Annotated in this window: 20 protein-coding genes; 8 read left to right on the top strand and 12 right to left on the bottom strand. The window is 44.2% G+C overall.

Annotated features, from left to right (window positions below):
* Positions 1-2: 2 nt before the first annotated feature.
* Positions 3-992 (bottom strand): isoaspartyl peptidase/L-asparaginase family protein, encoded by a 990-nt coding sequence (locus GKS34_RS16790; protein ID WP_163386142.1) that lies wholly within the window; start codon positions 990-992, stop codon positions 3-5.
* Positions 993-1264: 272 nt separating this feature from the next.
* Here GKS34_RS16790 and GKS34_RS16785 point away from each other — a divergent pair, with 272 nt between their 5' ends.
* The 5 genes from GKS34_RS16785 to GKS34_RS16765 all read left to right on the top strand — a co-directional run bounded on the left by GKS34_RS16785 (position 1265) and on the right by GKS34_RS16765 (position 8981).
* Positions 1265-2509 carry an ROK family protein gene (locus GKS34_RS16785; RefSeq protein WP_163386141.1) on the top strand — a complete coding sequence of 415 codons (1245 nt, stop codon included), beginning with the start codon at positions 1265-1267 and terminating at the stop codon, positions 2507-2509.
* Positions 2510-2535: 26 nt separating this feature from the next.
* Positions 2536-4863: a PIG-L family deacetylase gene (locus tag GKS34_RS16780; RefSeq protein WP_163386140.1), complete on the top strand. Its 2328-nt coding sequence runs from the start codon at positions 2536-2538 to the stop codon at positions 4861-4863.
* A 170-nt stretch (positions 4864-5033) separates the two neighbouring features.
* A complete protein-coding gene (locus GKS34_RS16775; protein ID WP_163386139.1) occupies positions 5034-5933 on the top strand; it encodes an ROK family protein in 900 nt (299 codons plus the stop codon).
* A gap of 113 nt (positions 5934-6046) precedes the next feature.
* Complete coding sequence (locus GKS34_RS16770; protein ID WP_163386138.1) at positions 6047-7423, top strand: vanadium-dependent haloperoxidase; 1377 nt, start codon at positions 6047-6049, stop codon at positions 7421-7423.
* Positions 7424-7616: 193 nt separating this feature from the next.
* The gene (locus tag GKS34_RS16765) at positions 7617-8981 is read left to right on the top strand and encodes an NAD(P)/FAD-dependent oxidoreductase (RefSeq protein ID WP_163386137.1); all 1365 of its coding nucleotides are present in this window, start codon (positions 7617-7619) and stop codon (positions 8979-8981) included.
* A 1-nt stretch (position 8982) separates the two neighbouring features.
* Here GKS34_RS16765 and GKS34_RS16760 read toward each other — a convergent pair whose 3' ends face one another.
* The gene (locus GKS34_RS16760; RefSeq protein ID WP_163386136.1) at positions 8983-9543 is read right to left on the bottom strand and encodes a DUF1349 domain-containing protein; all 561 of its coding nucleotides are present in this window, start codon (positions 9541-9543) and stop codon (positions 8983-8985) included.
* Positions 9544-9592: 49 nt separating this feature from the next.
* Positions 9593-10360 carry a hypothetical protein gene (locus GKS34_RS16755; RefSeq protein ID WP_163386135.1) on the bottom strand — a complete coding sequence of 256 codons (768 nt, stop codon included), beginning with the start codon at positions 10358-10360 and terminating at the stop codon, positions 9593-9595.
* Between the two features lie 293 nt (positions 10361-10653).
* Here GKS34_RS16755 and GKS34_RS16750 point away from each other — a divergent pair, with 293 nt between their 5' ends.
* Positions 10654-10845: a hypothetical protein gene (locus tag GKS34_RS16750; RefSeq protein WP_163386134.1), complete on the top strand. Its 192-nt coding sequence runs from the start codon at positions 10654-10656 to the stop codon at positions 10843-10845.
* A 205-nt stretch (positions 10846-11050) separates the two neighbouring features.
* On the opposite strand, the gene GKS34_RS16745 is transcribed toward GKS34_RS16750, so the two are convergent.
* The 9 genes from GKS34_RS16745 to GKS34_RS16705 all read right to left on the bottom strand — a co-directional run bounded on the left by GKS34_RS16745 (position 11051) and on the right by GKS34_RS16705 (position 21673).
* On the bottom strand, positions 11051-12097 hold the full coding sequence (locus GKS34_RS16745) for a hypothetical protein (RefSeq protein ID WP_163386133.1): 1047 nt from the start codon (positions 12095-12097) through the stop codon (positions 11051-11053).
* Between the two features lie 281 nt (positions 12098-12378).
* The gene (locus GKS34_RS16740; RefSeq protein ID WP_240459338.1) at positions 12379-13110 is read right to left on the bottom strand and encodes a sulfotransferase-like domain-containing protein; all 732 of its coding nucleotides are present in this window, start codon (positions 13108-13110) and stop codon (positions 12379-12381) included.
* Complete coding sequence (locus GKS34_RS16735; protein WP_163386132.1) at positions 13107-14021, bottom strand: aminotransferase class IV; 915 nt, start codon at positions 14019-14021, stop codon at positions 13107-13109. The genes GKS34_RS16740 and GKS34_RS16735 overlap by 4 nt, the downstream gene beginning before the upstream one ends.
* A 66-nt stretch (positions 14022-14087) precedes the next feature.
* Positions 14088-15062, bottom strand: a complete 975-nt coding sequence (locus GKS34_RS16730) for a Kelch repeat-containing protein (protein ID WP_240459337.1) — start codon at positions 15060-15062, stop codon at positions 14088-14090.
* 195 nt (positions 15063-15257) lie between these two features.
* On the bottom strand, positions 15258-16553 hold the full coding sequence (gene thrC, locus GKS34_RS16725; protein ID WP_163386131.1) for a threonine synthase: 1296 nt from the start codon (positions 16551-16553) through the stop codon (positions 15258-15260).
* 27 nt (positions 16554-16580) lie between these two features.
* The gene (locus GKS34_RS16720; protein ID WP_163386130.1) at positions 16581-17525 is read right to left on the bottom strand and encodes a homoserine kinase; all 945 of its coding nucleotides are present in this window, start codon (positions 17523-17525) and stop codon (positions 16581-16583) included.
* A 1-nt stretch (position 17526) separates the two neighbouring features.
* Positions 17527-19974 carry a bifunctional aspartate kinase/homoserine dehydrogenase I gene (thrA, locus tag GKS34_RS16715; RefSeq protein WP_163386129.1) on the bottom strand — a complete coding sequence of 816 codons (2448 nt, stop codon included), beginning with the start codon at positions 19972-19974 and terminating at the stop codon, positions 17527-17529.
* Positions 19975-20291: 317 nt separating this feature from the next.
* Complete coding sequence (locus tag GKS34_RS16710) at positions 20292-20972, bottom strand: GIN domain-containing protein (protein ID WP_163386128.1); 681 nt, start codon at positions 20970-20972, stop codon at positions 20292-20294.
* A gap of 20 nt (positions 20973-20992) precedes the next feature.
* Positions 20993-21673 carry an SDR family NAD(P)-dependent oxidoreductase gene (locus tag GKS34_RS16705; RefSeq protein WP_163386127.1) on the bottom strand — a complete coding sequence of 227 codons (681 nt, stop codon included), beginning with the start codon at positions 21671-21673 and terminating at the stop codon, positions 20993-20995.
* An 82-nt stretch (positions 21674-21755) separates the two neighbouring features.
* On the opposite strand from GKS34_RS16705, the gene GKS34_RS16700 reads away from it, so the two are divergent.
* Both GKS34_RS16700 and GKS34_RS16695 read left to right on the top strand, forming a co-directional pair.
* Positions 21756-22640 (top strand): mechanosensitive ion channel family protein, encoded by an 885-nt coding sequence (locus GKS34_RS16700; RefSeq protein ID WP_163386126.1) that lies wholly within the window; start codon positions 21756-21758, stop codon positions 22638-22640.
* Positions 22627-22965, top strand: a complete 339-nt coding sequence (locus GKS34_RS16695; protein WP_163386125.1) for an MGMT family protein — start codon at positions 22627-22629, stop codon at positions 22963-22965. Before GKS34_RS16700 ends, GKS34_RS16695 begins: the two co-directional genes overlap by 14 nt.
* Positions 22966-22981: the final 16 nt, after the last annotated feature.

Raw genomic sequence — 22981 nt, 5'->3', positions numbered from 1 at the left:
CTTTATTTAAACCAGCTTCCGGAATCTACTAACTCGCTGCCGTTTTGATGGTGCTGTGCAAAATTGAATCCGGGGCGAATGGCATGGGCGCCAAAACTTCCTTCCTTATTCATGGCCAAAAAGCCAATTTGAGTATTATCCAAATCCTTGCTCTTGGCCACTGCCCTTTTGACTGCCTCTTCACAGGCTTCCTGAGGAGTTCTACCCTGCCGCATCAATTCCACAATCAAAAACGCGCCACAGATACGGATGACTTCCTCGCCCAACCCGGTGGCCGTAGCCGCTCCTACGGTATCATCTACAAACAAGCCTGCCCCAATGATCGGACTATCGCCAACTCTTCCGTGCATTTTATAGGCCAAGCCACTAGTGGTACAGGATCCTGCCATGGAACCATCTTTATCCAGCCCTATCATGCCAATGGTATCGTGATTTTCAATATTGATAATAGGCTGGTAATTGGCCTCTTCTTTCCAACGGTTATAGGCCTCCTTCGCATTTGGGCTCAGCTTTTCCTCCTCCATTGGCACCCCTTCTGATAGGGCAAACTGTCTGGCCCCTTCTCCCACAATCATAACATGAGGTGTTTTTTCCATTACTTTTCTGGCAAGAGAAATCGGGTGTTTTACCTGCCTCACAAAAGCCACAGCTCCACAAGAACCGTCTCCTTTCATGATTGAAGCGTCCAGGGTCACAATACCTTCACGATCCGGTAAGCCTTGTAGCCCTACGGATAAATTTCTCAGGTCATTCTCTGTGACCATTACCCCTTGCTCGACTGCATCCAGGATGGTGCCTCCACTTCCAAGAACTTCCCAGGCTTTGTCATTTGCTGCCATCCCGTGATTCCAGGTAGATAAAATCTGAGGTTTGAATTGTGCGGCGGTATATTCAGTTGAACTGACTAAAGGGCTTTTAGGAAATCCTGTCAGGGGCAGTCCGGCAATGGTGGACAATACCGAAAGTTTAATAAATTTTCTTCTTCCTTCCATGATATTTTCGGTGAGTTGAAGTAATATGGTTAAAGTTCAGAACAAACATGATAAAATATTTTCAAAAAATAGCTTGGCTTTATATATTTTTATAAATAACTTAAGTTTTATGTAGGTGAAATATGTCCTTTAAGTGTAGGTTTGCCGAGTTTCTGTACAAAATACATTCGGTTCATTACCCTTGCAATTAGCTCTTAAAAGCTGAATATTTTTTGAGTTAAGTTTTACCTATTAAATAAAATTTTTTATTAACTTGCATTAAAATTAATACAATGAATTTAATAGACCCAAACATAGTACTGGAAAAAAAAGAGGGGGTAGTAGAGATAAAAAACTACATCAATAAACTGAGAATAGTAAAAGAACTGTACACTCTGGGAAACAACACGGCCAGCAATATTTGCCAGCTGGTAGGGATTAGTCTACCTACCGTAAACCTTTTGCTGACGGATTTGCTGGAAGAAAATATTGTAATTAAAGAGGGGCGCGGACAGTCTCAGGGAGGGAGAAAGCCGGATTTATACGGACTGGCACCCGACTCATTTTATATTTTGGGCATGGATTTAAGTCGATATGGCGCAAAAGCAGCAATATACAACACCAAAAATGAGAAGGTCACGAAGATAAAGACCGTAAAACTTCCCTTGAACAACGAAGGAGCTACCCTTGACAGCATCCATCAATTTGCCATGGACGTGATTCAGTCTTCCGGTATTCCAGATGAAAAAGTCATTGCTGTAGGTATTAGCATGCCCGGTTTGGTGGACAGTGTGGCGGGGATAAACCATACTTACCTAAAATCAGGCAAAAAAACCCTGAAAGAGCAATTGGAAGCAAAATTTGAGCGAAAGGTCTTTATTGAAAATGATGCCCGGGCCAAAACCCTTGCTGAGTTTAAATTTGGTAATAAAAACACCCATAAAAATGTATTGGGAATATTTGTGGATTGGGGTATTGGTCTTGGAATCATTATTGATGAGAAACTGTACCGGGGATATTCCGGCTTTGCCGGAGAATTCAGTCACTCTCCATTATTTGATTCCAAAGAAATTAGCTGTAGTTGTGGCAAAAGGGGGTGTTTGGAGTCGGTCGCTTCCGGAGGAGCAGTAGTGCGGCTGGCCAGGGAAGCAATAGCATTGGATAAGGACTCCATACTTGCCAGAATGTCTGAAGGAAAGGAAGATAATCTCGAACCATCCATTGTGGTGGAAGCGGCCATGGCTGGTGACCAGCGTGCCATTAGTATTTTATCCGATGTCGGTCTTGATTTGGGTCGGGGAATTGCTATTCTCATTCAGTTAATCAACCCCGAACTCATTATCTTAGGTGGGGCCATTGCAGACGCCAATCAGTACATCACCACGCCTATCCAACAGGCCTTAAATATTTACAGTATGGCCAAATTAAGAGAAAAGACGTCCATTGAGCTTTCCCGGCTGGGTAAGGAAGTTGGACTTCGTGGAGCCATTGCCATCGTCAACGAGCATATATTTGAAGACACCATTAATTCTCATTAGATAAACAACAATAAAGATAAAAGCATATGTTAGCAAATTACCCACTTTCAAAGACTGAAGAGGCTTTTTTTAAGGATTCTGAAACAGAAACGATCACTACCAAAATCCCTTACCTCACCGTCGATAATTTCCCAAAATTGGGATTACTTACTGCCTGTAGGTTTTTAGAATGGGTTTCTACCAATCCGGAAGGGGTGATCAGTTTGCCGACCGGTAAGACCCCGGAGTATTTTATCAAATGGACCCAGTTTTTACTGGAAAATTGGGACAAGAAAAAAGGCTTGGACATTCGGGAAAAATACGGGTTGAAGGAGTGCAAAAAACCGGTATTAAAGGACTTGCAATTTGTACAAATTGATGAGTTCTACCCTATTTCCTCCCAACAAAAAAACAGTTTCTACCACTACGTAAAAAAGTTCTACATCGAAGGATTTGGTCTGGATCCTAAAAAAGCCCTGCTTATCAACTCCGATGAAATTCCTTTGGCAGAGGGGAAATCCTACAGGGAAATCTTCCCTGACTCCAAAGTAGATTTATCCCTGCGGTTTAGGGAATATACCACGCCGTTGGAAAAATTACAGCAAGAATCCATTTACCTAATCGACCAGTGGTGCGGTGAATACGAGGCCAAAATCCGGGAAAAGGGTGGTATTGGTTTTTTTGTTGGTGGGATAGGTCCCGACGGTCACATTGCCTTCAACACCAGGGGATCGGATATATTTTCTACTACGAGGCTTACCGAGACCAACTTTGAAACCCAGGCAGTAGCAGCCGGCGACTTGGGCGGAATCGAAATATCTGCCAATAGGTTGGTGATTACCATTGGTCTGGACACGATTGTTCACAACCCGGAGGCGGTGGCCATTATCATTGCTGCGGGAGAAGCTAAAGCTCCCATTGTGAAGCATTCCCTCGAAAAATCCATGACCAACGTTTATCCGGCAACTGTCCTGCAAAAACTTAAGAACGGTAGGTTTTACATGACCAAAGGAGCCGCTTCTAAGCTGACAGACAGTATCGACCAGTATTATTTTACGGGAAACTGGAATTCCACCAAAACAGAAAGGGCGGTTCTGGACCTTTGTAAAAAACTACAAAAATACGGGCATAGAATTACCCTGGAGGACCTGAAAAATGATAAATATACCAGTCAAATCCCTGACCTGAATGAAAACACGGTAAAAGAGGTAATTAAAAGTATCAGTGCAAAGATTGACAAAGGTATGGAAGAAGAGAAAAATGAAGTTTTTCTCCACACGGGTCCACACCACGATGATATTTCGCTGGGAATACTACCTCAAATCACCAAACAACTCCACGAAAATAGCAATCAAGCCCATTTTGCGGTTTTAACGTCCGGATTTACTGCGGTAACCAATTCATTTGTCATCGAGACTTTGAAAAGCGCCAAGAAATTTCTGGATGAGGGACGTATCCAAATGGTGAAATTTGATGACTTCTACGAATCAGGATACAAGCTTAAAATGGACAAGGATGTCTACCATTACCTGACCAACGTAGCCTCGGAAAATGCCGAAGAGCGGTTGCGAGGATTGTGTCACCGGGTTGTACGCGCCATTGTTTTCACCTTTGGAATCAAGACCACCATGCAGCTGCGCGATCAGATCAATGAGATCATCTCGGTTCTTAAAAATTCCTATGACGGGGAAAAGAACCCCAAAAACATCCAGACTTTAAAAGGGATGATCAGGGAGTTTGAGGAAGAGTTGGTGTGGGCTCACTTTGGGGTACAGGTGAAAAATGTACACCATCTGAGGCTTGGCTTTTATACCGGAGATATCTTTACCGAGCAGCCGGATAAGAAACGAGACGTGGAGCCTATACTGAACATGTTGCGGGAGATTAAACCCACGAAACTAAGCCTTACCCTTGACCCGGAAGGAAGCGGACCCGATACGCATTATAAAGTATTGCAGGCAACGGCAGAGGCTGTCAGGCAATGGAGTCTTGAAGAGGATTTAACAAATTTCAAAATTGTTGGATACCGAAATGTATGGTTTAAATTTGATGCCGCTGAATCAAATGTGATCGTGCCTGTTTCGTTAGGAGATATGTCCGTTATGGAGGATTCATTTGCCAATTGTTATTTAAGTCAGGTAAATGCTTCTTTTCCAAGTTATGCGCACAACGGGAAGTTTAGTACTTTAGCAAGAAGGACCTGGGTAAACCAATTGAGTGATGTACAATTACTGCTGGGTAAAAATTATTTCTACCAACACCAAACAGCAAAGGTTCGCTCCAGTCACGGTCTGATATTTTTCAGGGAGATGGACGTTGAATCATTTTTGATGGAGGCAAGGGAACTGGAAAAATCCACTGAAGGAATGTTGTAAGCATTTTGTAAAAAAACTAACCATCCGCAGGTTAGGATGAAAACCTGTGGATGGTTTCCCTTTTTTGATCAAACCGGTTGTTTCAGGATTAGGTCAATTCAGATAAACTGCCGGAAACTCCGGCTTCACAATTAACTAAAATCGGGCGATGCCCGAAAATCATTCAGAAAATGAAAGCAAGCAATTTGGTTCTTGGATTGGATATCGGAGGTACAAAGATCAGCTCAGGGATGATCCGGGATGGGAAAGTTTTAGAGAGAAAAGAAAGCCGTACTCCTGCCAGTTTACCTCAGGAAGATATTTTAGATGCGATTTCCTCACAAATCGAAAGTTATACTTCTTTTGGCTTCAAATCTATAGGGATAGGAATCCCTGGCCTGGTAGACCCGGGGGAGGGTGTGGTTTACAATCTTGCCAACATTCCATCATTTCAAAAAGTTAATTTAAAGGCTTACCTGGAAAAAAAATTCAACGTACCGGTGGCAATAAATAACGATGCCAACTGCTTTGCCCTGGGAGAATACAAATTTGGGCCGGCTCATGAGCACCGGCATGTAGTCGGTATCACACTGGGCACAGGCATCGGTACCGGAATCATTGCCAACGGCCATCTATATACCGGAAGGCTTTGTGGTGCAGGAGAATGGGGCGCGGTTCCCTATCTCGACCAGACCTTTGAAGATTACTGTAGTAGTAAATTTTTTAAAAGAGAATACAAACAAAGTGCAAAAAAGCTTTCTGTGAAAGCGGAGCAGGGAGATCAAGAGGCTCTTGATATTTTTAAAGAATATGGCAGTCACCTCGGCCAACTGATATACAGGCTTCTTCTGGCTTATGCCCCTGAAGCAATTGTTATTGGCGGTTCCATACGAAAAGCCTACCCCTTTTTCCGAAAAGGGCTGCAGGAGACCATCGGACAATTTCCCTACAAACCCATTTCCGAAAACCTGAAGATCTACGTGTCCCAACTGGAAGACTCTGCCATCTTGGGTGCCATTTCTTTGGTAGAAGAAAATCAATTTCTTGTTAGCAGCGAAAATACCGTCGATAAAAGTACTTCTTTGGCCTAACCTTTTTCGGAATATTAACTTCTGGAAAAGGAAACAACTCTTTTTGATTTAAATAAGGTGTTGAGGATTACATTTTATTTAAATACCTTTGGTTTTCAGGCAAGTATTCGGTCATGACTAAAAAAATACACGTTGTTTTTCTGATTCTGATATTGGGGTCTCACCCAAAACTGGCAGCCTTTGCGGGAAATCAGCACTCCCCACAGCAACAACAGGAATTAGATTGGATGATAGACCACCTGTTTTCCATTACGGAGGTGATGGTAACGGATGTCGCAAGCCCCCCCGGTGCAGCCCGTTTTTACAGTTATTCGTTACTTGCGGCCCATCTGGTATTCCAAAAAGGTCAGGACAGAAACGAAGATCCGCTTCTTCGTCATCTGGAAGCATCTTATGTAGCATCGATACCCCTTCCTCCCGAAAGTAAGGCAACTTTCGACCCCGCCTTTCCCGCCATTTATGCCATGTTGGAAGTGGGCAAAAACATCATGCCTTCGGGCAAGCTTTTAGAGGCCGCTCAGGAGAAACTGGTAAAACAGTTTGTCAAAAATAAGTATGTAAAGAAAAGGGAGCTTTCAGAACTCATCCCCTATGCCGAAAGTGTCGCAGAGTGGGTATTGGGTTATGCCAGGGAAGACGGCTACCGCTTTCTCAGTACCCGAAAACGCTACAGTCCCTCTGCAGAAGAAGGTGGATGGTACCCTACTCCCCCCGCCTACCTCGCCGCAATAGATCCGGAATGGAAAACCATCCGTCCATTTTTTATTCCCGATGCTGCAAGTTTTGCTCCCACACCACCTGCCCCATACGACTTACAAAAAGGCAGTTCTTTTTACCAGCAACTTCGGGAAGTGTATGAGGTAACCCAGCAGCTAACTATCGAACAAAAACTAATAGCTAATTTTTGGGACTGCAACCCGTTTAATGTCACCTACAGTGGCCACATGGCCATCGGACTAAAAAAAATCTCCCCTGGTGGGCATTGGATGGGCATTACCGGTATAGCCTGTCAGAAAGCTGCACTGGATTTGAAAAGCAGCATTTACATTCACTGTCTGGTAGCCATGAGCCTTCACGATGCTTTTATCAGCTGTTGGGATGAAAAGTACAGGAGTGACCGAATTCGACCAATCACGGCCATCAACGAAAACATCGACGAATCCTGGAGACCGCTACTTCAGACCCCACCCTTTCCAGAATACACCAGCGGTCATAGCGTAATTTCAAGAACAAGTGCCGTGATCCTAACTTCTTTTTTTGGGGATAATTTCCAATTTATCGATACATCGGAAGTCTTTTTTGGCTTGCCTGAACGCAGCTTTGATTCCTTTTTGCAAGCTTCTGATGAAGCTGCTATTTCAAGGTTATATGGAGGTATTCATTTTAGGGATGCCATTGAGGAAGGCGTCAACCAGGGAGATAAAATTGCCCGGTATATTCTGGAAAAGGTAGATTTTTCAAAGAATATACTGCTATCTAAGGATCAATAAAATTTTACTGCTTTTAACCCGTATTCCTAACAAATAAATTCCTTTCTTTTTTATATATTCATGGAAACCATTAATTCCATGAAATCGAGCACGACGGGAACGTCACACAGTGGGATGGTTATCAATCATGCGAGATTCTCCCGATTCAGGATCGGGACAGGCTATCTGACCAATAAAAGAAAATTATAAACAGATGAAAAGAAGAGATTTTCTGCAAACCACTGCTTTGTTAGGGGGTGCCTTGGCCCTGCCCGCTAAGGCATACCCAACCCTTTTACCAGGCAAAAAACCCCAACATGTATTGATAATAGGAGCCGGATTTTCCGGGCTTGCTGCCGCTTATAAACTCAAGAAAGAGGGTATAAAAGTAACCATTCTGGAAGCTAGAAACCGGGTCGGAGGAAGGGTATTTTCTCATCAACCCATTAACGGAGAATCCCAGACTATTGAACTCGGTGCTGAATGGGTGGGGGCGTCTCATGAAAGAGTGCTCGAGCTTTGTAACGAGTTTAACCTGGAACTATTTGACAACCGGTTTGAAACGGATTTGATTTACAGGGGGGAGCATACAAAAGCAGGGGGATGGAGCCTCTCGCCTGAGTTGGAAACATTCTGGCAGAATAAACAATCGTATTGGGACCGCCTTTCCTCGAAGGAAAAGGAAAAAATGGATCGAATGGATTGGTGGCGATTCTTATCCAGAAAGGGATTTACTGATAGGGATATTGATATCCGGGAGCTTCTGGATAGTACGGATTTTGGAGAATCAATCCGAAAAGTATCAAGCTATTGTGCCTTGGCGGAATACGCTGAAAGCAGCGAAAAAAATGAAATGGACTTGAAAATAATAGGTGGAAATGACCAGCTGGCAAAAAAAATGGCAGTGGCAATTGGTGATGAAGCAATTCTACTCGGGAAAAAGGTAACCCGTGTGGATCAATCAAAAGAGGGCGTAACCCTTACCTGTTCGAATGGGGAGGTATACCAGGCGGACCGACTTATCTGCACGGCTCCCACCTATATGGTATTAAAAATAAACTGGCAACCCGGATTGCCTGCTGGTATGTCCGAGGCTTTACACGCACTTCAATATGCCCGGATCGGCAAATTCCCGATAGTTTTTTCCGAACGTTTCTGGGGAAGAGAAAATTTTGATTGTATTACTGATGGTGTTGGCCATTATTTCTATCACGGCACCAAGGACCAACCAGGGAAAAAGGGAGTTTTGATAGCCTATGCAGTAGGAGACAAAGCAGAGGTACTGAATTCACAGCCAAAAGAAGCACGGATGCGGTTGATTTTGGATTCATTACGACCTGCCTTCGGAGACCTAAGTTCGATGGTATCAGGAGAAACCAGCTATTACTGGGGTAAAGATGCCTATTCTTATGGCGCCTATGCCCAATACGGGCTCGGGCAGTGGTTTGACCTCATGCCTGAATTAAAAAAACCTTTCCGGTCAGTTTATTTTGCCGGAGAGCATTTGGCAGAATGGCAAGGTTTTATGGAAGGAGCCATTAATTCCGGAGAAGAAGTAGTGGAACAAATGCTATCCTGAGTTACCCTTCCTTTATATCCAAAGGTGCAAAAATCGTCTCAAACCCTTCCCCTTTTGGAGACGCCGCCATGATACCTACCTGAAGGGAAGCACTTGGAGGAAAATAAGCCAAGCGCAGCATTTCAAAGTTCTCTGAATCCACACTAAAAGAAATTTCCACATGATCCCTGGCTCGCTTAGCCCTAACCCAAAAATCAATAGGCACTTCTCGTAATTCCCTAATAGACCAATCCGAAAAATCCCTGGTCACGACGGCACTGGCCTTAGCTGTACTGCTTACATATTCGATCCCTGCCTTTATCCAGGTGGTATCGTCTAATCGCAACATGAGTCCAGCCTGATCATACAAATCCTGATAGTTACCGGAAAATCGTAGCTGGCAAGTAAACGAACCCTGAAGTTCACGATAATAAAAATGCCCATCGTTTTTGACAAAATCATAGTGCGTGATCCGCCAAAAATCGGTTTGTCTATCGGTAAGCAAGCGTAGCCCCTTTTCCTCCACAGACCATTGCCGAGGCTCATTCATCCATTGAAATCCGTCCCATTGATTTTCAGGCATATTATAAGAATTTTGTGAGCTCCTGGTAGTGACTGCCAGGAAATTCAGGCTATTTTCTAGTTAAAGTTACCTCGATTTCCTGGTAGTACAAAACCGTCTCGCCTTCAAATCCCGAATCAGTACCTACTATCAACCAAAGGTTTCCATCCCCATCAGCAATAACTTCCTGTGGACGACCTGCATTGTCCCGGGAAATGATTTCGTAGACAAACTCGTCGCCTTCTATGCCAATGGTCCCCAATCCATACATATCATCTCCATCCTGTGATTGATTTCCCTTATCAATATTCATCCGATAATAGGTAGTGGACGCCTCCTCCACCGGTTCAGGCGTGGGCTCCCGGTTCACCGCTCCTGCTTTTAAAAACACGGAGCCACCAGGGCTTCCGCCTATCCCTACTGAGCTTTCAGGATAGCTGGATGCTAGCTTGACATTAAATACAACCTCATAAGCAGCTCCAGCCTCCAATCCGGATATTTCTTTTTTTAGAAACATAAACAAATCATCGCTTCCGTTTTGTCCCTGAATGCGTATGGCCTGACCGCTTTCTCCCGTTTCTTCGGGCAAATTATCCAAACTAACCTCCAGTTCAAATCTGTCTCGGGCATCGACAGGTAAATCAGCAAATCCACCTTCCCATCCGTTCATACCCGATTCGAAGGTATCGGATATCACCTGTTCAGAAGGTTCAGGTTGAGGCGCTTCTTCCACACATCCGGAGGCTATCATTAACAAGCAAAACCCCATACATCCTATATGAAATACTTTTGCTGTTTTTTGAAATTTTTGAGGTTCATTTTTTTTATAAGTTCTCATAGTTACGTTAGTTTAAATGGTCAAAGAAAAGCACGAACATTGAAGTCTCATTCTGCTGAACCAGTAATGCCGTTTCAGATACAACTACCAACAAATCGTTGGTTTTCGTCAACGCTTCACCTTCAGTGCTCTGTTATGATGAGGAAACAAACTCCCATTTTAACTGTACCAAAAACAAGGTACTGCCTTGTGTTTTCTTTCAATTAGTATGACGCAAGAATCAAACCAGACGCTACAATTTGTTTTATGGCATGATTTTAGACAATTTTTTCTTTGAATCAAACTAGAAAATCATGCAGATCCAACCGCAACTTCAGGTATTCGTTTACAACTTTAATTTAGCCAAAGATAAAGTTGATAAAGGGTCTAACCGAGAGACACCTAACACCTCAGGAAGTGGTCCCAGGCCACCTAAAAGAAGCGAATACCCCGATCAGGAAAAAAAATCCAAAGAAAAAAGTAAAGAAAGTAAAGAAAAGAATTGAAGGCTTTTCTTCGGATTGAGGTAATAATTGCCCAAAGATCAGTGAAGTCAATCCTTTTCCTGAAAATTTCATGCTCCAGATAAGAAGTCAAAACAAAAAAATTCCGGGCCCATAAGGACCCGGAATAGCATTTTTAAAGGGATAAAGCCCGAGAATACCTCCTATTTTTCTACGGAGTTTCAGCTGAAAAAAGAATATTTAGCCGTTACGTAACGTTTATTACCATTTTGCCCAGGGATACAACTATTTTTAATAGTCGATCGTGGATGTTTTTGCGGGATGTAGCGAAGGATTCCTTATTGTAGCAATCTGTAAAATCGCTGAGGTGCAGGAGTAATTTATCTCCCCCGTCGATCAACTCCACACTGATTTTTAGACCGCTACTGTACTCCAGCTGTACAATATCCAATTGCCGGAGCTCTGGCTCACTTTTTCTTCCGGTTAGTTTATTGAAAAATAATTGCTTTTTGTAGTCAGAAATACTAACCAATTCCTCATGCATGGCATCGGAGGGAGGTTTGGAACGGAATCGATCAAAAATCTTTTTGTTTTCCCCTTCTGAAGTAATGTTGAACGTTTTTTCACCGTATAGCTTGTACCTGATCTGTAAGTCCACGTGAAAATCAAATAAGGTTTTTTCTTGCTGCTTTAATTTTTTGACTAGTGAAAAAATCAGGCCTAGCTGCTTGGCTACATTTTTCTCTTTTTCCAAATCCATGATCACATGGTTTCTCTCATCGAAAGCAAGGAATTGGGTATACTCATCCTCCATTGTCATGATTCTTTCCCTCAAATCCTCGTAACCGGAATGAGATTCTTTATAGGCCCCGTTGTTTTTGGTGACAATTTTATCGATTTGCTGCGATAATACGATCCCTTTGATAACGAGCTTGTCTTTCTCCCCACCAAATTCAGGGTATCCATCCTCTGTTAAAAAGGTGTGAGCAAAAAGAGCTGCCTGTTGATGCGCGGTAAAAACAAGAAACCTGCCTTCCGGATTGGGATATCCTATGATGGTTCTATTGAGCGAATGATCAAATCCAATCACAAAATCGTAATCCTGACCTTTGATTTTTTCCAATGCAGGAAGCAAAAATTTATAATTTAAATTCTCATCCGGATTCTCGTCGGGGGAATAATAATGGGATTCCAGATCCCATTCATTGAGATACTTCGCCCCTTTCTCAGGTTCTGGCAAGTAAATCAATCCTTTGGGCATCACATTAACTTCAACAGGCTGGTCGTTTTCCATTGGTACGTATTTTCAAATTTGAGGATGTACTTTAGTTGTGTACATTACCGATGTGCAGGCCCGAATGATCAGGGTAGTTTCTCCTGAATTTCCGGGCGGAAGGAATATGCTACAAAATTATGTTTTATAAAACGACAAAGCAAGCGTGAAACCCATGCATTATAAAATTACCCCTGATTCCAGGTGATTTTTCTTACTAATCTCCCTCTTGCGTGACTATTCCTTCCTCACGAATATCATAAGTATCGCCTCATCCCTTTTTTCAAAAAGTTCACTACCGATCAAAGGGAGTAAGCTAGTAATTTCTGATAGAGTGGCTCACATTCATGGTACAAAGGCAATAACTGCACCGGAAATTCTTCTAACTTTTCAGTATACTGCTGAAATCCGGTAGATCGGTGGACGTTCTGGTACCAGTAGCTGGCCCAGCACCCATCTTCTGGAAGGGGCCCGGGTTTCCAGGCGAGCATATTTGGATCGAAGGGGATATTACACTCCATACATAACTGTCGAAGTTGCTTTTCCGGATCAAGAAGGAATTTTTTGGCCTCCACTACCACAAAGGGGAATTCATTTACCTTCAAGTATTGCAGGAGCCTCCATTGCATGGCGTACCCCACATCCTCCATTACGGGTTTTGCGATCACCTTAGAGAAAGACAAAAGCATTTCCCTAGGGTTCCGGGTTAGAATTACGTTCATTCCCTGCTGCATAAAAGCCCAATCGAGTTCAATCAGGTGGTGAGTCATGTTTTTAAAAAATAGAACGGGCTTTCCGCTTTTGGACAGCATGTGCTGTACTACTTTCTGGCCATCATTTTCCATTTCCTGCAAAATAAGCTCCGATGCGGGATGATAGGGCCTGGCAGGTGAGCGGCTCAGATAATGGGCATAAAGCGGTTCATCTTCAACCAAACAGTCCTTCCGTTGGGAAAAACTGTACATCAGGGCTGTAGAGATGTTTCGTGGCCCGGACCATAGAAATAGTCTTTTAGTGGGAATAGGCGTGCTCATGGTTGAATTGCCTGTAAAATCAGTTCTTCGTACCAAGTGCTCAACTGACGGGTAACTGGCCCTGCTTCTATTCCTCCTATTGGTTTTCCGTCAATATTGACCACCGGAGTGAGCCCTCCAAAGGTACCCGTGACAAATGCCTCATCCGCACCGTAAACATCAAACAGGGAGAAATTTTTTTGATAACAAGGTACTTTTTTCGATTCACAGATCTGTATAACGTTTGATCGTGTGATGCCATTCATACAATATTGCCCGGTAGAGGTCCACACTTCCCCCGCTTTTACCATGAAAAAATTGGTAGCATTGCACGTGGATACGAAACCGTTTACATCCAGCATCAAGGCCTCATCTGCGCCTGCCTCAATCGCCTGAATTAACGCCTGCACTTCGTGAAGTTTACTATGACAGTTTAACCTCGGATCCAGGTAATCAGGACTCCCTCTTCTGAAAGTACTGGTAAAAAGGCGAATCCCCTGATTTTTACTTTCGGATGCCGCTTGCTTGTGCTCGGCGATAATTACCAGGTTTGGGCCGGAAATCGTAAGTCTGGGATCCTGAGAAGGCGTCTTCTTAATCCCCCGGGTTACCATTACCCGAACGTGAATGTGATCATGCATGTCATTCACCTCAAGGGTCTTTCGAATATCGTCAATCAACGCTTCCCTTGAAAACGGAAGGTCAATACCGGTTACTTTTGCAGATTGCCACAGCCGGTCCAGATGCTGGTCTATAAATACCAATTTTCCCTCATGCACTCTAAAAGCTTCCCATACCCCGTCTCCCACCAAGTACCCACTGTCAAATACAGAAATTTTGGCCTGATCCCTGGCATGAAATGTGCCATTAATAAAAATCTGTATGTCTTTGTTTCTGGGATCTTCTTTCGCCTGATGTGTACCCTTAACCATTATTTCTATACTATTTTACTAAACTAAATTTTAGAAAGGCTTGCTGGCTTTGCAAAAAGAAAAAAATCAATCTACCACCATTACCTCCAGGCTATTTAATTCCGGATTGCCTCCCCGGTTTCCACAGCCGGCTGCCAAGTAAAGATCTCCCTCAATATCCACAACGGGAAACCCATGTCTTCCTCTTTCCAGTCGGTTCAAAAGAGTCCAACCCTTTGTCGGGTGAAAATATTCGACTTCATCGTGGGCTTTTACCTGAGCATCGCTTTCGCCTCCAATCACCAAAAAACCTTCTTTATAGGCAATCGTCGAACTGCCGGCACGCTCGGTCGGTAGCGGATTATCTTCCAGGGTCGTCCATTTCCCGTTGTCAAAATCGTATACATCTACCTCTTCATAGGTCAGCTCAAACCCGTGTCCCTCCTTAGCAAAGGACCTTCTTCCACCAACTGCATACAACAGGTCATCCACTACTACCGCCTGAAAATGGTCCCTAAGCCGAGGCATTGACGGAAGTGTTTTCCACTCACCCGTCTTTGGGTCGTATTCGTCTAAATAATCTCTGTTTTCAGCCCAATGACCATCTTGCGCTCCACCAAGCAAGTAAAACTTGTCACGGTACACTACTACTCCGGCTGCACCCCTTCTGCGGTCTTCCGGGATTTCATGACTTTTGGTCCAGGTATCGGCCTGGGGATCGTAAATGTAGACGTGACTTACCGGTGTTTCGTGGGGGTATCCCCCGGTAAAGGCGCCCATGACGTAAATTTTTTCCTGATAAGGTACCGCCTGAAAGTGATGCATTTCAAAGGGAGCAAAACCTTTTGTTTGCCATTGGCCGGTAGACGGATCAAATTCCTCCACCGGTTTGTCCCCTCTTCCCCCCATCAGGTATAATTTGCCTCCAATGGCTGCACCGGCACATTCGTGCCTGGCAGTACAGGTTGTTTCAGGTTCAAGGGTCTCCCAGTTTTGCGCATTTGCTGGAAGCAAAAAGACCAGCATTAGGCCCTGAAAAGCGATTGTTTGAATCCACTTCATAGTTGGTTGGTTTGGTTTGTTGTATTTATACATGTGAAAGTACAAAATTACCGGGTTTGTAAGCGATAAATGGCGAGGCTTTTTTATCTCCCTTTAGGATAGAACTTTTCTTAGAATCACCCCAACCGTTTTTTAGCCTGGTTGCCCGAAATGCTTCCCTGCTTTGGATAGTTTTGAAGAACGGATTTTGTAAATCTAATTTTCAAGCAAAAATCGTTTGAATTCCGCGTAGTCGTTGGCCATTTTATCCGCTTGCTTTTCCTGCTTCATAAAGGCTTGTAGGCGTTCCGGCAGGGGTAATTGGATATTCAACGTTTCTTCCACCACGTTTCGGAATTTTCCGGGATGGGCTGTCTCCAGGAAAACACCCTGAAAGCGGTCCGGAGCAGCTTGCATGAAATCTTTCAACCCCAGGTAGGCAATGGCTCCATGGGGATCCATAATGTAGTCGGTTTGCGCACGGACCTTTCGCATGGCCTCCCGCGTCATATCGTCGGTATAAAAAAAGCCTTTTACCCGTTCCTTGAGTAAGGATTCATCATTTCCAAACAAAGCAAGTAAGCGGTAAAAATTGCTGGGGTTGCCGACATCCATGCTATTACTGATGGTCTGTAGGGAAGGCTTTGCAGAAAAGGCCGTTCCATTCAGGTAATCCGGCACCACTTTATTGATATTCGTAGCGGCTACAAAATAGTCAATAGGTAGCCCCATTCTCTCTGCCAGTATCCCTGCAGCGAGATTGCCAAAATTACCGCTGGGCACCGCAAAAACCGTTTTATGATTATTCTGAGGCAAACGGGACCAGGCATAGAAATAATATAGGCACTGTGGAATCCACCGGGCGATATTAATGGAATTAGCAGATGTGAGCAGCATCTTACCGTTCAGTTCCGGATCCAGAAATGCCCTTTTTACCATTTGCTGACAATCATCGAACACGCCGTCCACTTCTATGGCTCGAACGTTTCCGCCAAGCGTGGTAAACTGTTTTTCCTGAAGTTCGCTTACTTTGCCAGAGGGGTAAAGGATGACCACTTCCACTCCCTCCACGCCAAAAAAGCCGTTAGCTACCGCACTGCCGGTATCTCCCGAGGTAGCGACCAGCACCTTTATTTCCCGTTTGTCCTGAAGCATGCTCATCAGCTTGGAGCAAAACCGGGCGCCAAAGTCTTTAAAGGCAAGGGTGGGTCCGTGAAACAATTCCAAACTGTAAATTCCTTCTTCCACCTTTACCAAAGGTGCATCAAATACCAGCGTATGGTCTACCAACTCTTTGATCTGGGACGGGCTCAGGTCATCGGAGAAAAGTGCCTCAATGATTTCGTAGCCCATTTCCCGGAACGAAATCCTGGATAATTGCTTAAAAAAACGTTCGGGCAACACCGGTACTTTTTCGGGCATATACAGCCCCTGGTCAGGTGCCAGGCCTTTGATTACGGCCTCTTTTAAGGATACTTTATGATTGGAATTGTTGGTGCTAAAATAGTTCATGGTAAAGCTACCTGTGGGTAATATGGATCAAATTTCCTCGTCAATAATATAAGCTCCTCTGGTGTTAATGGCCGAAACATACAAATCAATAGGAAGTTGCATGGCGTCAAAGACGCGCTGTGCCATACGGCTAACTTCCCAGGCAATTTCCTCGGAAGGAGACAAAATGAAGATGGTGGGTCCGGATCCGGAAATACCACAACCTAAGGCACCTGCAGGCTTGATCCCTTCCTTTACTTCATCATAGCCTGGAATCAACACCGATCGGGAAGGTTCGGCTATTACATCATTCAGGGAGCGACTGATAAGCGCCATGTCTTCCTGAAAAAGTCCGGCTACCAATCCCGCAATATTTCCGGACTGCGTAGTTGCATCCTGAAGAGATACATTTCTTCTCAGCACGCTTCTGGAATCGGAGGTATTTAACACCAGGTGTGGGTGGACCAACGTGCAATACAAGCCTCTGGGTACGTGAAGGGGAATGACGTCCAGGGGATGGTATTCCCGTATCAGTACAAACCCTCCCAACAAGGCCGGAGACACATTATCTGCATGCCCTGCCCCGCAGGCAATCCGTTCTGATTCGATGGCAAAGGGTAATAAGTCTTTTTTCTCAAAGGGGTTGCCAAGCAAGGTGTTGGTCGCCACCAAAGCGGCAACCGCACTGGCTGCACTTGAACCCATTCCGCTTCCCAGAGGCAAGCCTTTGAAAAGCTCGATTTCCACCCCGCCCTTAAAATCAAGCGCATCTAACATGGCACGAATAGCTACCGAGCAGGTGTTTTTTTCGGCTTCATAGGGAAGCTTTCCCTTGTCACCCTCAATTTTAATCACCCGAATACCAGGGGTATTCGATAGGTACACGCTGACTTTATCCCCAAGGTCTTCAATGGCAAACCCCAGTATATCAAACCCGCAAGAAACGTTGGCTACCGTAGCCGGTGCAAATGCAGTGACTTTTTGCCTTTCCATATTATCTCGAATAATTTCCTAACCTGATGATGTCTGCAAATACACCGGCTGCCGTTACATCAGCTCCGGCTCCGGGCCCTCTGATGATCATCGGAAACTCATGGTACCTCTCCGTGGTAAAGAGGATCATGTTATCACTTCCTACCAGGGAATAAAAAGGGTGATTGCTATCTACTGACTTCAACCCCACGGTCGCTTTTCCATTTTCAAGTACGGCCATGAACCGGAGTTTTTCCTTCTTCTGATCTGCTTCGTCTAAAAGTTGTTTGAAGTGGGCGTCGTGCTCCTCTAATTTTTTCAAAAAGGCTTCCACCGATTCGATGTTCGCACAATCATCCGGAACCATACTTTGTACCGAGACATCATCAAAATGCAACTCTTGCTCGGCTTCCCTACCCAAAATAAGAATCTTTCGGGCTACGTCCATTCCACTCAAATCATCTCTGGGATCCGGTTCGGTATACCCCTTTTCTTTCGCTTGTGCTACCACCTTACTAAACGGAGTGCCTTTACTAAGCTCACTAAAAATGTAATTCATTGATCCACTCAGCACGCCTTCAATTCGGATCACCTTGTCTCCACTTAGAATCAGGTCATGCAGGGTATTGATAACCGGAAGCCCGGCCGCCACGTTGGTTTCGTAAAAGAACTTGATGTTTCGCTGATCGGAAAGTTTTTTCAGGGATTTATATTTTTCCAGGGTACCGGAATTGGCTTTTTTATTAGGGGTCACGATGGCCACTTTCGATTCCAGCACCCGCTGATAAGTATCTGCTACTTCCTGGCTGGCAGTGCAATCCACCAAAACAGAATTGGAAAAATTCATGCTGTTCATGGTATTCAGGAAAACCTGAAGGTTCATGGGTAAATCTTTTTCCGAAGGGACGGGCAGGGTAGAAAGGTCAAAACCATCTTCATCGAAAGCCATAAAACGGGAATTGGCCAAACCGTGAATTTTGATATCCAACATGTTATCTTCCTGCAATTTGGCCAGTTGGTTATGAATCATTTTAATAAGCGTTTTCCCTATCAATCCCACTCCTATCAGAAACACGTGCAATACCTTATTGTCCGACAAAAAGAATGCTTCGTGAAGGGCGTTGAGTCCTTTTTGAAGATCGGATTGTTTGATAACGGCCGAAATATTCAGTTCCGAACTTCCCTGGGCGATCGCCGAAACGTTGATATTATTTCTTCCAAGAGCCTGAAATAACCTTCCGCTGGCCCCCGGGTGATGCTTCATGTTTTCTCCTACTACGGCTATTACAGCCATATTGGGCATAATTTGAACTTTATCCATCTCCCCGGCAAGGATTTCGTACTGAAATTCTTTTTCCAGCACCTCTCTGGCCATGTCGGCATCATCGCTTTTAATGGCGATGCAGATACTGTGTTCGGAGGAGGCCTGACTTATCAGCACCACATTTACTTGCGCATGAGCCAGGGTTCCAAATACCCTGCTACTAACTCCCACGACTTCCACAAGTCCAGAGCCTTGTACATTTAGTAAAGAGATGTGACTTAAAGAAGAGATCCCTTTGATCAATTTGGTGGTTTCAGAGGTTTCGCAAATAAGCGTTCCTTCTTCTTCCGGGTGAAAGGTGTTTTTAATGTAAATGGGCACCTTTCGCTTCATGGCCGGTTGCATGGTAGCCGGGAAGACTACCTTGGCGCCAAAATGAGAAAGCTCCATCGCCTCGCTGTAACTGAGCTGAGGTATGGTGATGGCCGAATATACCAATTTCGGGTCGGCGGTCATGACCCCTGTCACATCGGTCCAAATTTCAAGGCTATCCGCCTTTAGGGCTGCGGCAAAGATGGCGGCAGTATAATCCGATCCACTCCTTCCCAGAGTGGTGGTTTCTCCCTTATTAGTAGAAGCGACAAAGCCGGTAATTACCAGCAAACCCTTATTTTTGGAATAAAAATCGTATATCAATTGGTTGGTCGTCGGGAAAATTACTTTGGCATTTCCAAACCGGTCATTGGTTCGGATCAAATCCCTGGCATCCACAAAATGGGTATCCAGATCAATTTCTTTTAATGCCTCTGCTAAAATAAAGGCCGAAATCCGCTCACCAAAGCTTACTACATAATCCGACGTTCGGGGCGAAAATTCTTTGATCAGAAAAATGCCATGATACAAATCTTCCAGTTCGTTGAACCGAACTTTTACGTAAGTCAAAACGCTGGACTGCTTCTGCACAGGAATCAATTGTTTGACCAGTTGCAGGTGTCTTTTTTCCATACCACGCAGCAAGGGCTGGTAATCGGGATCATTTTGTCTGGCGAGGTGTGCACAGGTCAATAGATTTTCCGTTACCCCTCCAAAAGCAGAAAAAACAACTGCCAACTCTTCCTTTTGGGATGCCTTTTTTATGATGGATAGCACGTTCTGTATGCTATCCAGATCAGCGATTGACGAACCTCCGAATTTAATTATTTTCATTGCTACTTATTTCGGTTAAAATGTAAGAGAAAAGGCTGTGGAAGACCTTTTTTGGGATTAGGACACTATGGATCTGTACACGGGATTACCCCGTGATGGAGGTGGTAGTGGTACGGCTAAAAAAAATACTGCAGTCGGCCAACCGAAAAGCTCCGGTTGTCAAGGAATTGAAAATACTTCTTACTGCGAAAACCATGCGTTTTTGTTTGAAGCCACAATTCTAAGGACAAATTTTATATATCACAAGTTTTTTAGACTAGAAATGCCCACAGGCTTATATATAAAAAACCGGTTGCTAATCAGGGGTTCATGCTACCTTACCATTTTTTTATCGCTCCTCCAATACTCTCCTTGATGTCGACTTCATTGGGATCTCCTTTGTATTTAATACGGCCTCTGGTCGCGGCTGTCCCTTTAAGGGATTCCAACACTTCAAAGGATCCCGATGCGTTGGTATTGGTACGCACTTCCGCATTATTCACCACCAGGTTTTCGCCATCGATTTCTGCATTGGTAAAGGCATTGTAATCCAGGTTATTGGCTTTTCCCTTAACATACATTTTGGAGTTGGTCTCAGCTCTCAAAAATAGGTCCTCTGCATTGACTTCAGCTTCCAGATAGCCATTACTCGCAACCTGCAGACGTATAGATTTGTGCTCCAATAATCCGTTAATAATAGCCTTAGCTCCGGTGTCCACTTCCACATCATCCAATTGATTATAGGTAATTACCACTTTTACAGAGCTGGATTTCGGATTGGTTCCGGACACACTCACTGTAAGCTTCCTTTTGTTTACCTCTGCTACTATGTTTTCCGGATCTATCCCCGATGCCGTGATGGTAATCTCATATTCATCTCCCGGTACCAGTTCTGCCTCAATAGAATTACTCAGTGCTAGCTGATCAAAGGCGTTCAGGGTTCTGGTTTCAGATACCGTTTGCGCTTGCGCCAGGAAACCAACCAAAACCAATGGAAAAACTGCTAGAAATCGTTGCATACTCGTATCCATTTTATTTATTAATAAACTCCACCATATAATTTAAACGTCATATTTCTCAGGGAAGCATTCGTAGCTGCGTAATGCATGGCCTCAGCAATTTCTGAAGGCTTTACCCACTGACCAAAGTCTGCTTTGGGCATGGACTTCCTATTTTGTGGGGTATCAATGATACTGGGCACGAAAACATGCGATCTCACTTTGAGGTCTGCTGTTTCATCGGCCGTAAATTCAGCCAGATCGATAACCAGACCCTTACTTAGTGCATACGCCAGAACGTCTTTTCCTTCGTCAGGCTGCAGGGCAGGTTTGGCCCCGACAAAAAGAAACGTGCCATTATTCGCCCTTTTCATAATGGGGAGGAAATACTTGACCATATTAAAGGCACTGAAAAAATTAAGACGAATCATATGATCCAAATCCTTGGTGGTGGTGGTTTCAATTCCTCCCATGCCAAAACCGCCTACCAGCAAGGCTACGCATTCCAGGTCTCCATATTGCATCTGGTATTCTTTGCTAAACGCTTCCACCGCGGACTCATTGGTAACATCTACCTGATACATATCATCGGCATCCTCCACCTCATGCCCACTGTCTGGCTCGATCACAGCGATGACTTTAAAGCCCTCTCGTTTGAATTTATTCACTACTGCCCGTCCTAAATTCCCTGCACTTCCCGTAATGATAATATTTCTATTCATGCTATTATTTAGTTTGGTTACAATCTGGTACTTTTGCGAGGCAAAAGCCAAAACATAAAATTAAGATTTATTTTTAAGAAACATGGTCGAATTAGGAAAAAGCAAGTTGGAGGCAAACGAACGAAGAAAACGGATCGTTTTTGTAGTAAAAATTCTTGCCTACCTTATTTTTACGATTCTCCGGGAGACACTTGATTGGAAAGAGGATCCACTACTGATCCGGTTTTCTTCAATGATGGATGCCTTGGTCTTTCTCCTGGCAGGAAACATACTGATTTCCCTGGGAAGACTGTTCTTAGTGCGCTTTTACCTGAGAAAAACGAAATCCGATTCCCTGCACTCTAATTTTGTACTGGGAATCAATCACATTGCAAACATGCTAAATGTAATCTTTTTCCTTTTTGCTGTGATGATCTTTTTCCAAATCAAACCGATCGAATTTCTCGGGAGCATCGCCCTGGTGGCTGCCGCCATTGCCATTCTATCCAAGGATTACATCACCAACATGTTCAACGGGCTGATTATCATGTTTTCGGACCAGATCACGCTGGGAGATTTCATTCAGGTTGGAGAAAATAAAGGAAAAATTCAAGATATTACCTTGCTGAATGTAGTACTTATGAACGATGATGGCGATTTGGTCCTGATTCCCAATAGTCTGTTACTTTCCCTTCAGGTGGTCAATCACAGTCGCCAAAGCGTGCGGAGACTCACCTTTGAATTTGAAATCAGCAATCGCCCTGGCCTTAACGTAGACCGCACCGAAGAAAAACTAAGGCATACTCTAAAACCTTTCCATCAGGAAATAAAACCAAATGGCCTGAACCTGAAGGCCCTAGATATCAGCAAGGACACCGTTAAATTGAAACTACAAATCCAATTAAACACGCCTTCCAAACTAGCGGAAAAGAAAATCAGAAGACTTGTCAACCAAACCCTCATTGATTTGGAACATGAAGCAGGATAAGGTCAACTTCTATGACATGGTCTACCAGGTGGTAAAACTGATTCCGGAAGGAAGGGTCAGTACGTATGGTGCCATTGCAGCCTATTTGGGAAGTAAAGGGAGTGCCCGTATGGTCGGCTGGGCCATGAATGCCTCACACCAGCAGGAAAACATCCCTGCCCACCGGGTAGTAAACCGATTTGGGATGTTAACAGGTAAAAGCCATTTCCCCGACAGCAGCACCATGCGAAGGCTCTTGGAAAAGGAAGGGGCAACGATCGAACAAGATCAAATCAAAGACTTTGAACGTGTCTTTTGGGATCCTGCCAAACACCTCATCCCTTAAAATTAAGCTACCCGTT

Origin of the sequence: Cyclobacterium jeungdonense, assembly GCF_010994275.1 — a bacterium.
Taxonomy (GTDB): Bacteria; Bacteroidota; Bacteroidia; order Cytophagales; family Cyclobacteriaceae; genus Cyclobacterium; species Cyclobacterium jeungdonense.
Note: the sequence above shows the minus strand (reverse complement) of the source record. Positions and strands in the feature narration are given on the sequence as shown.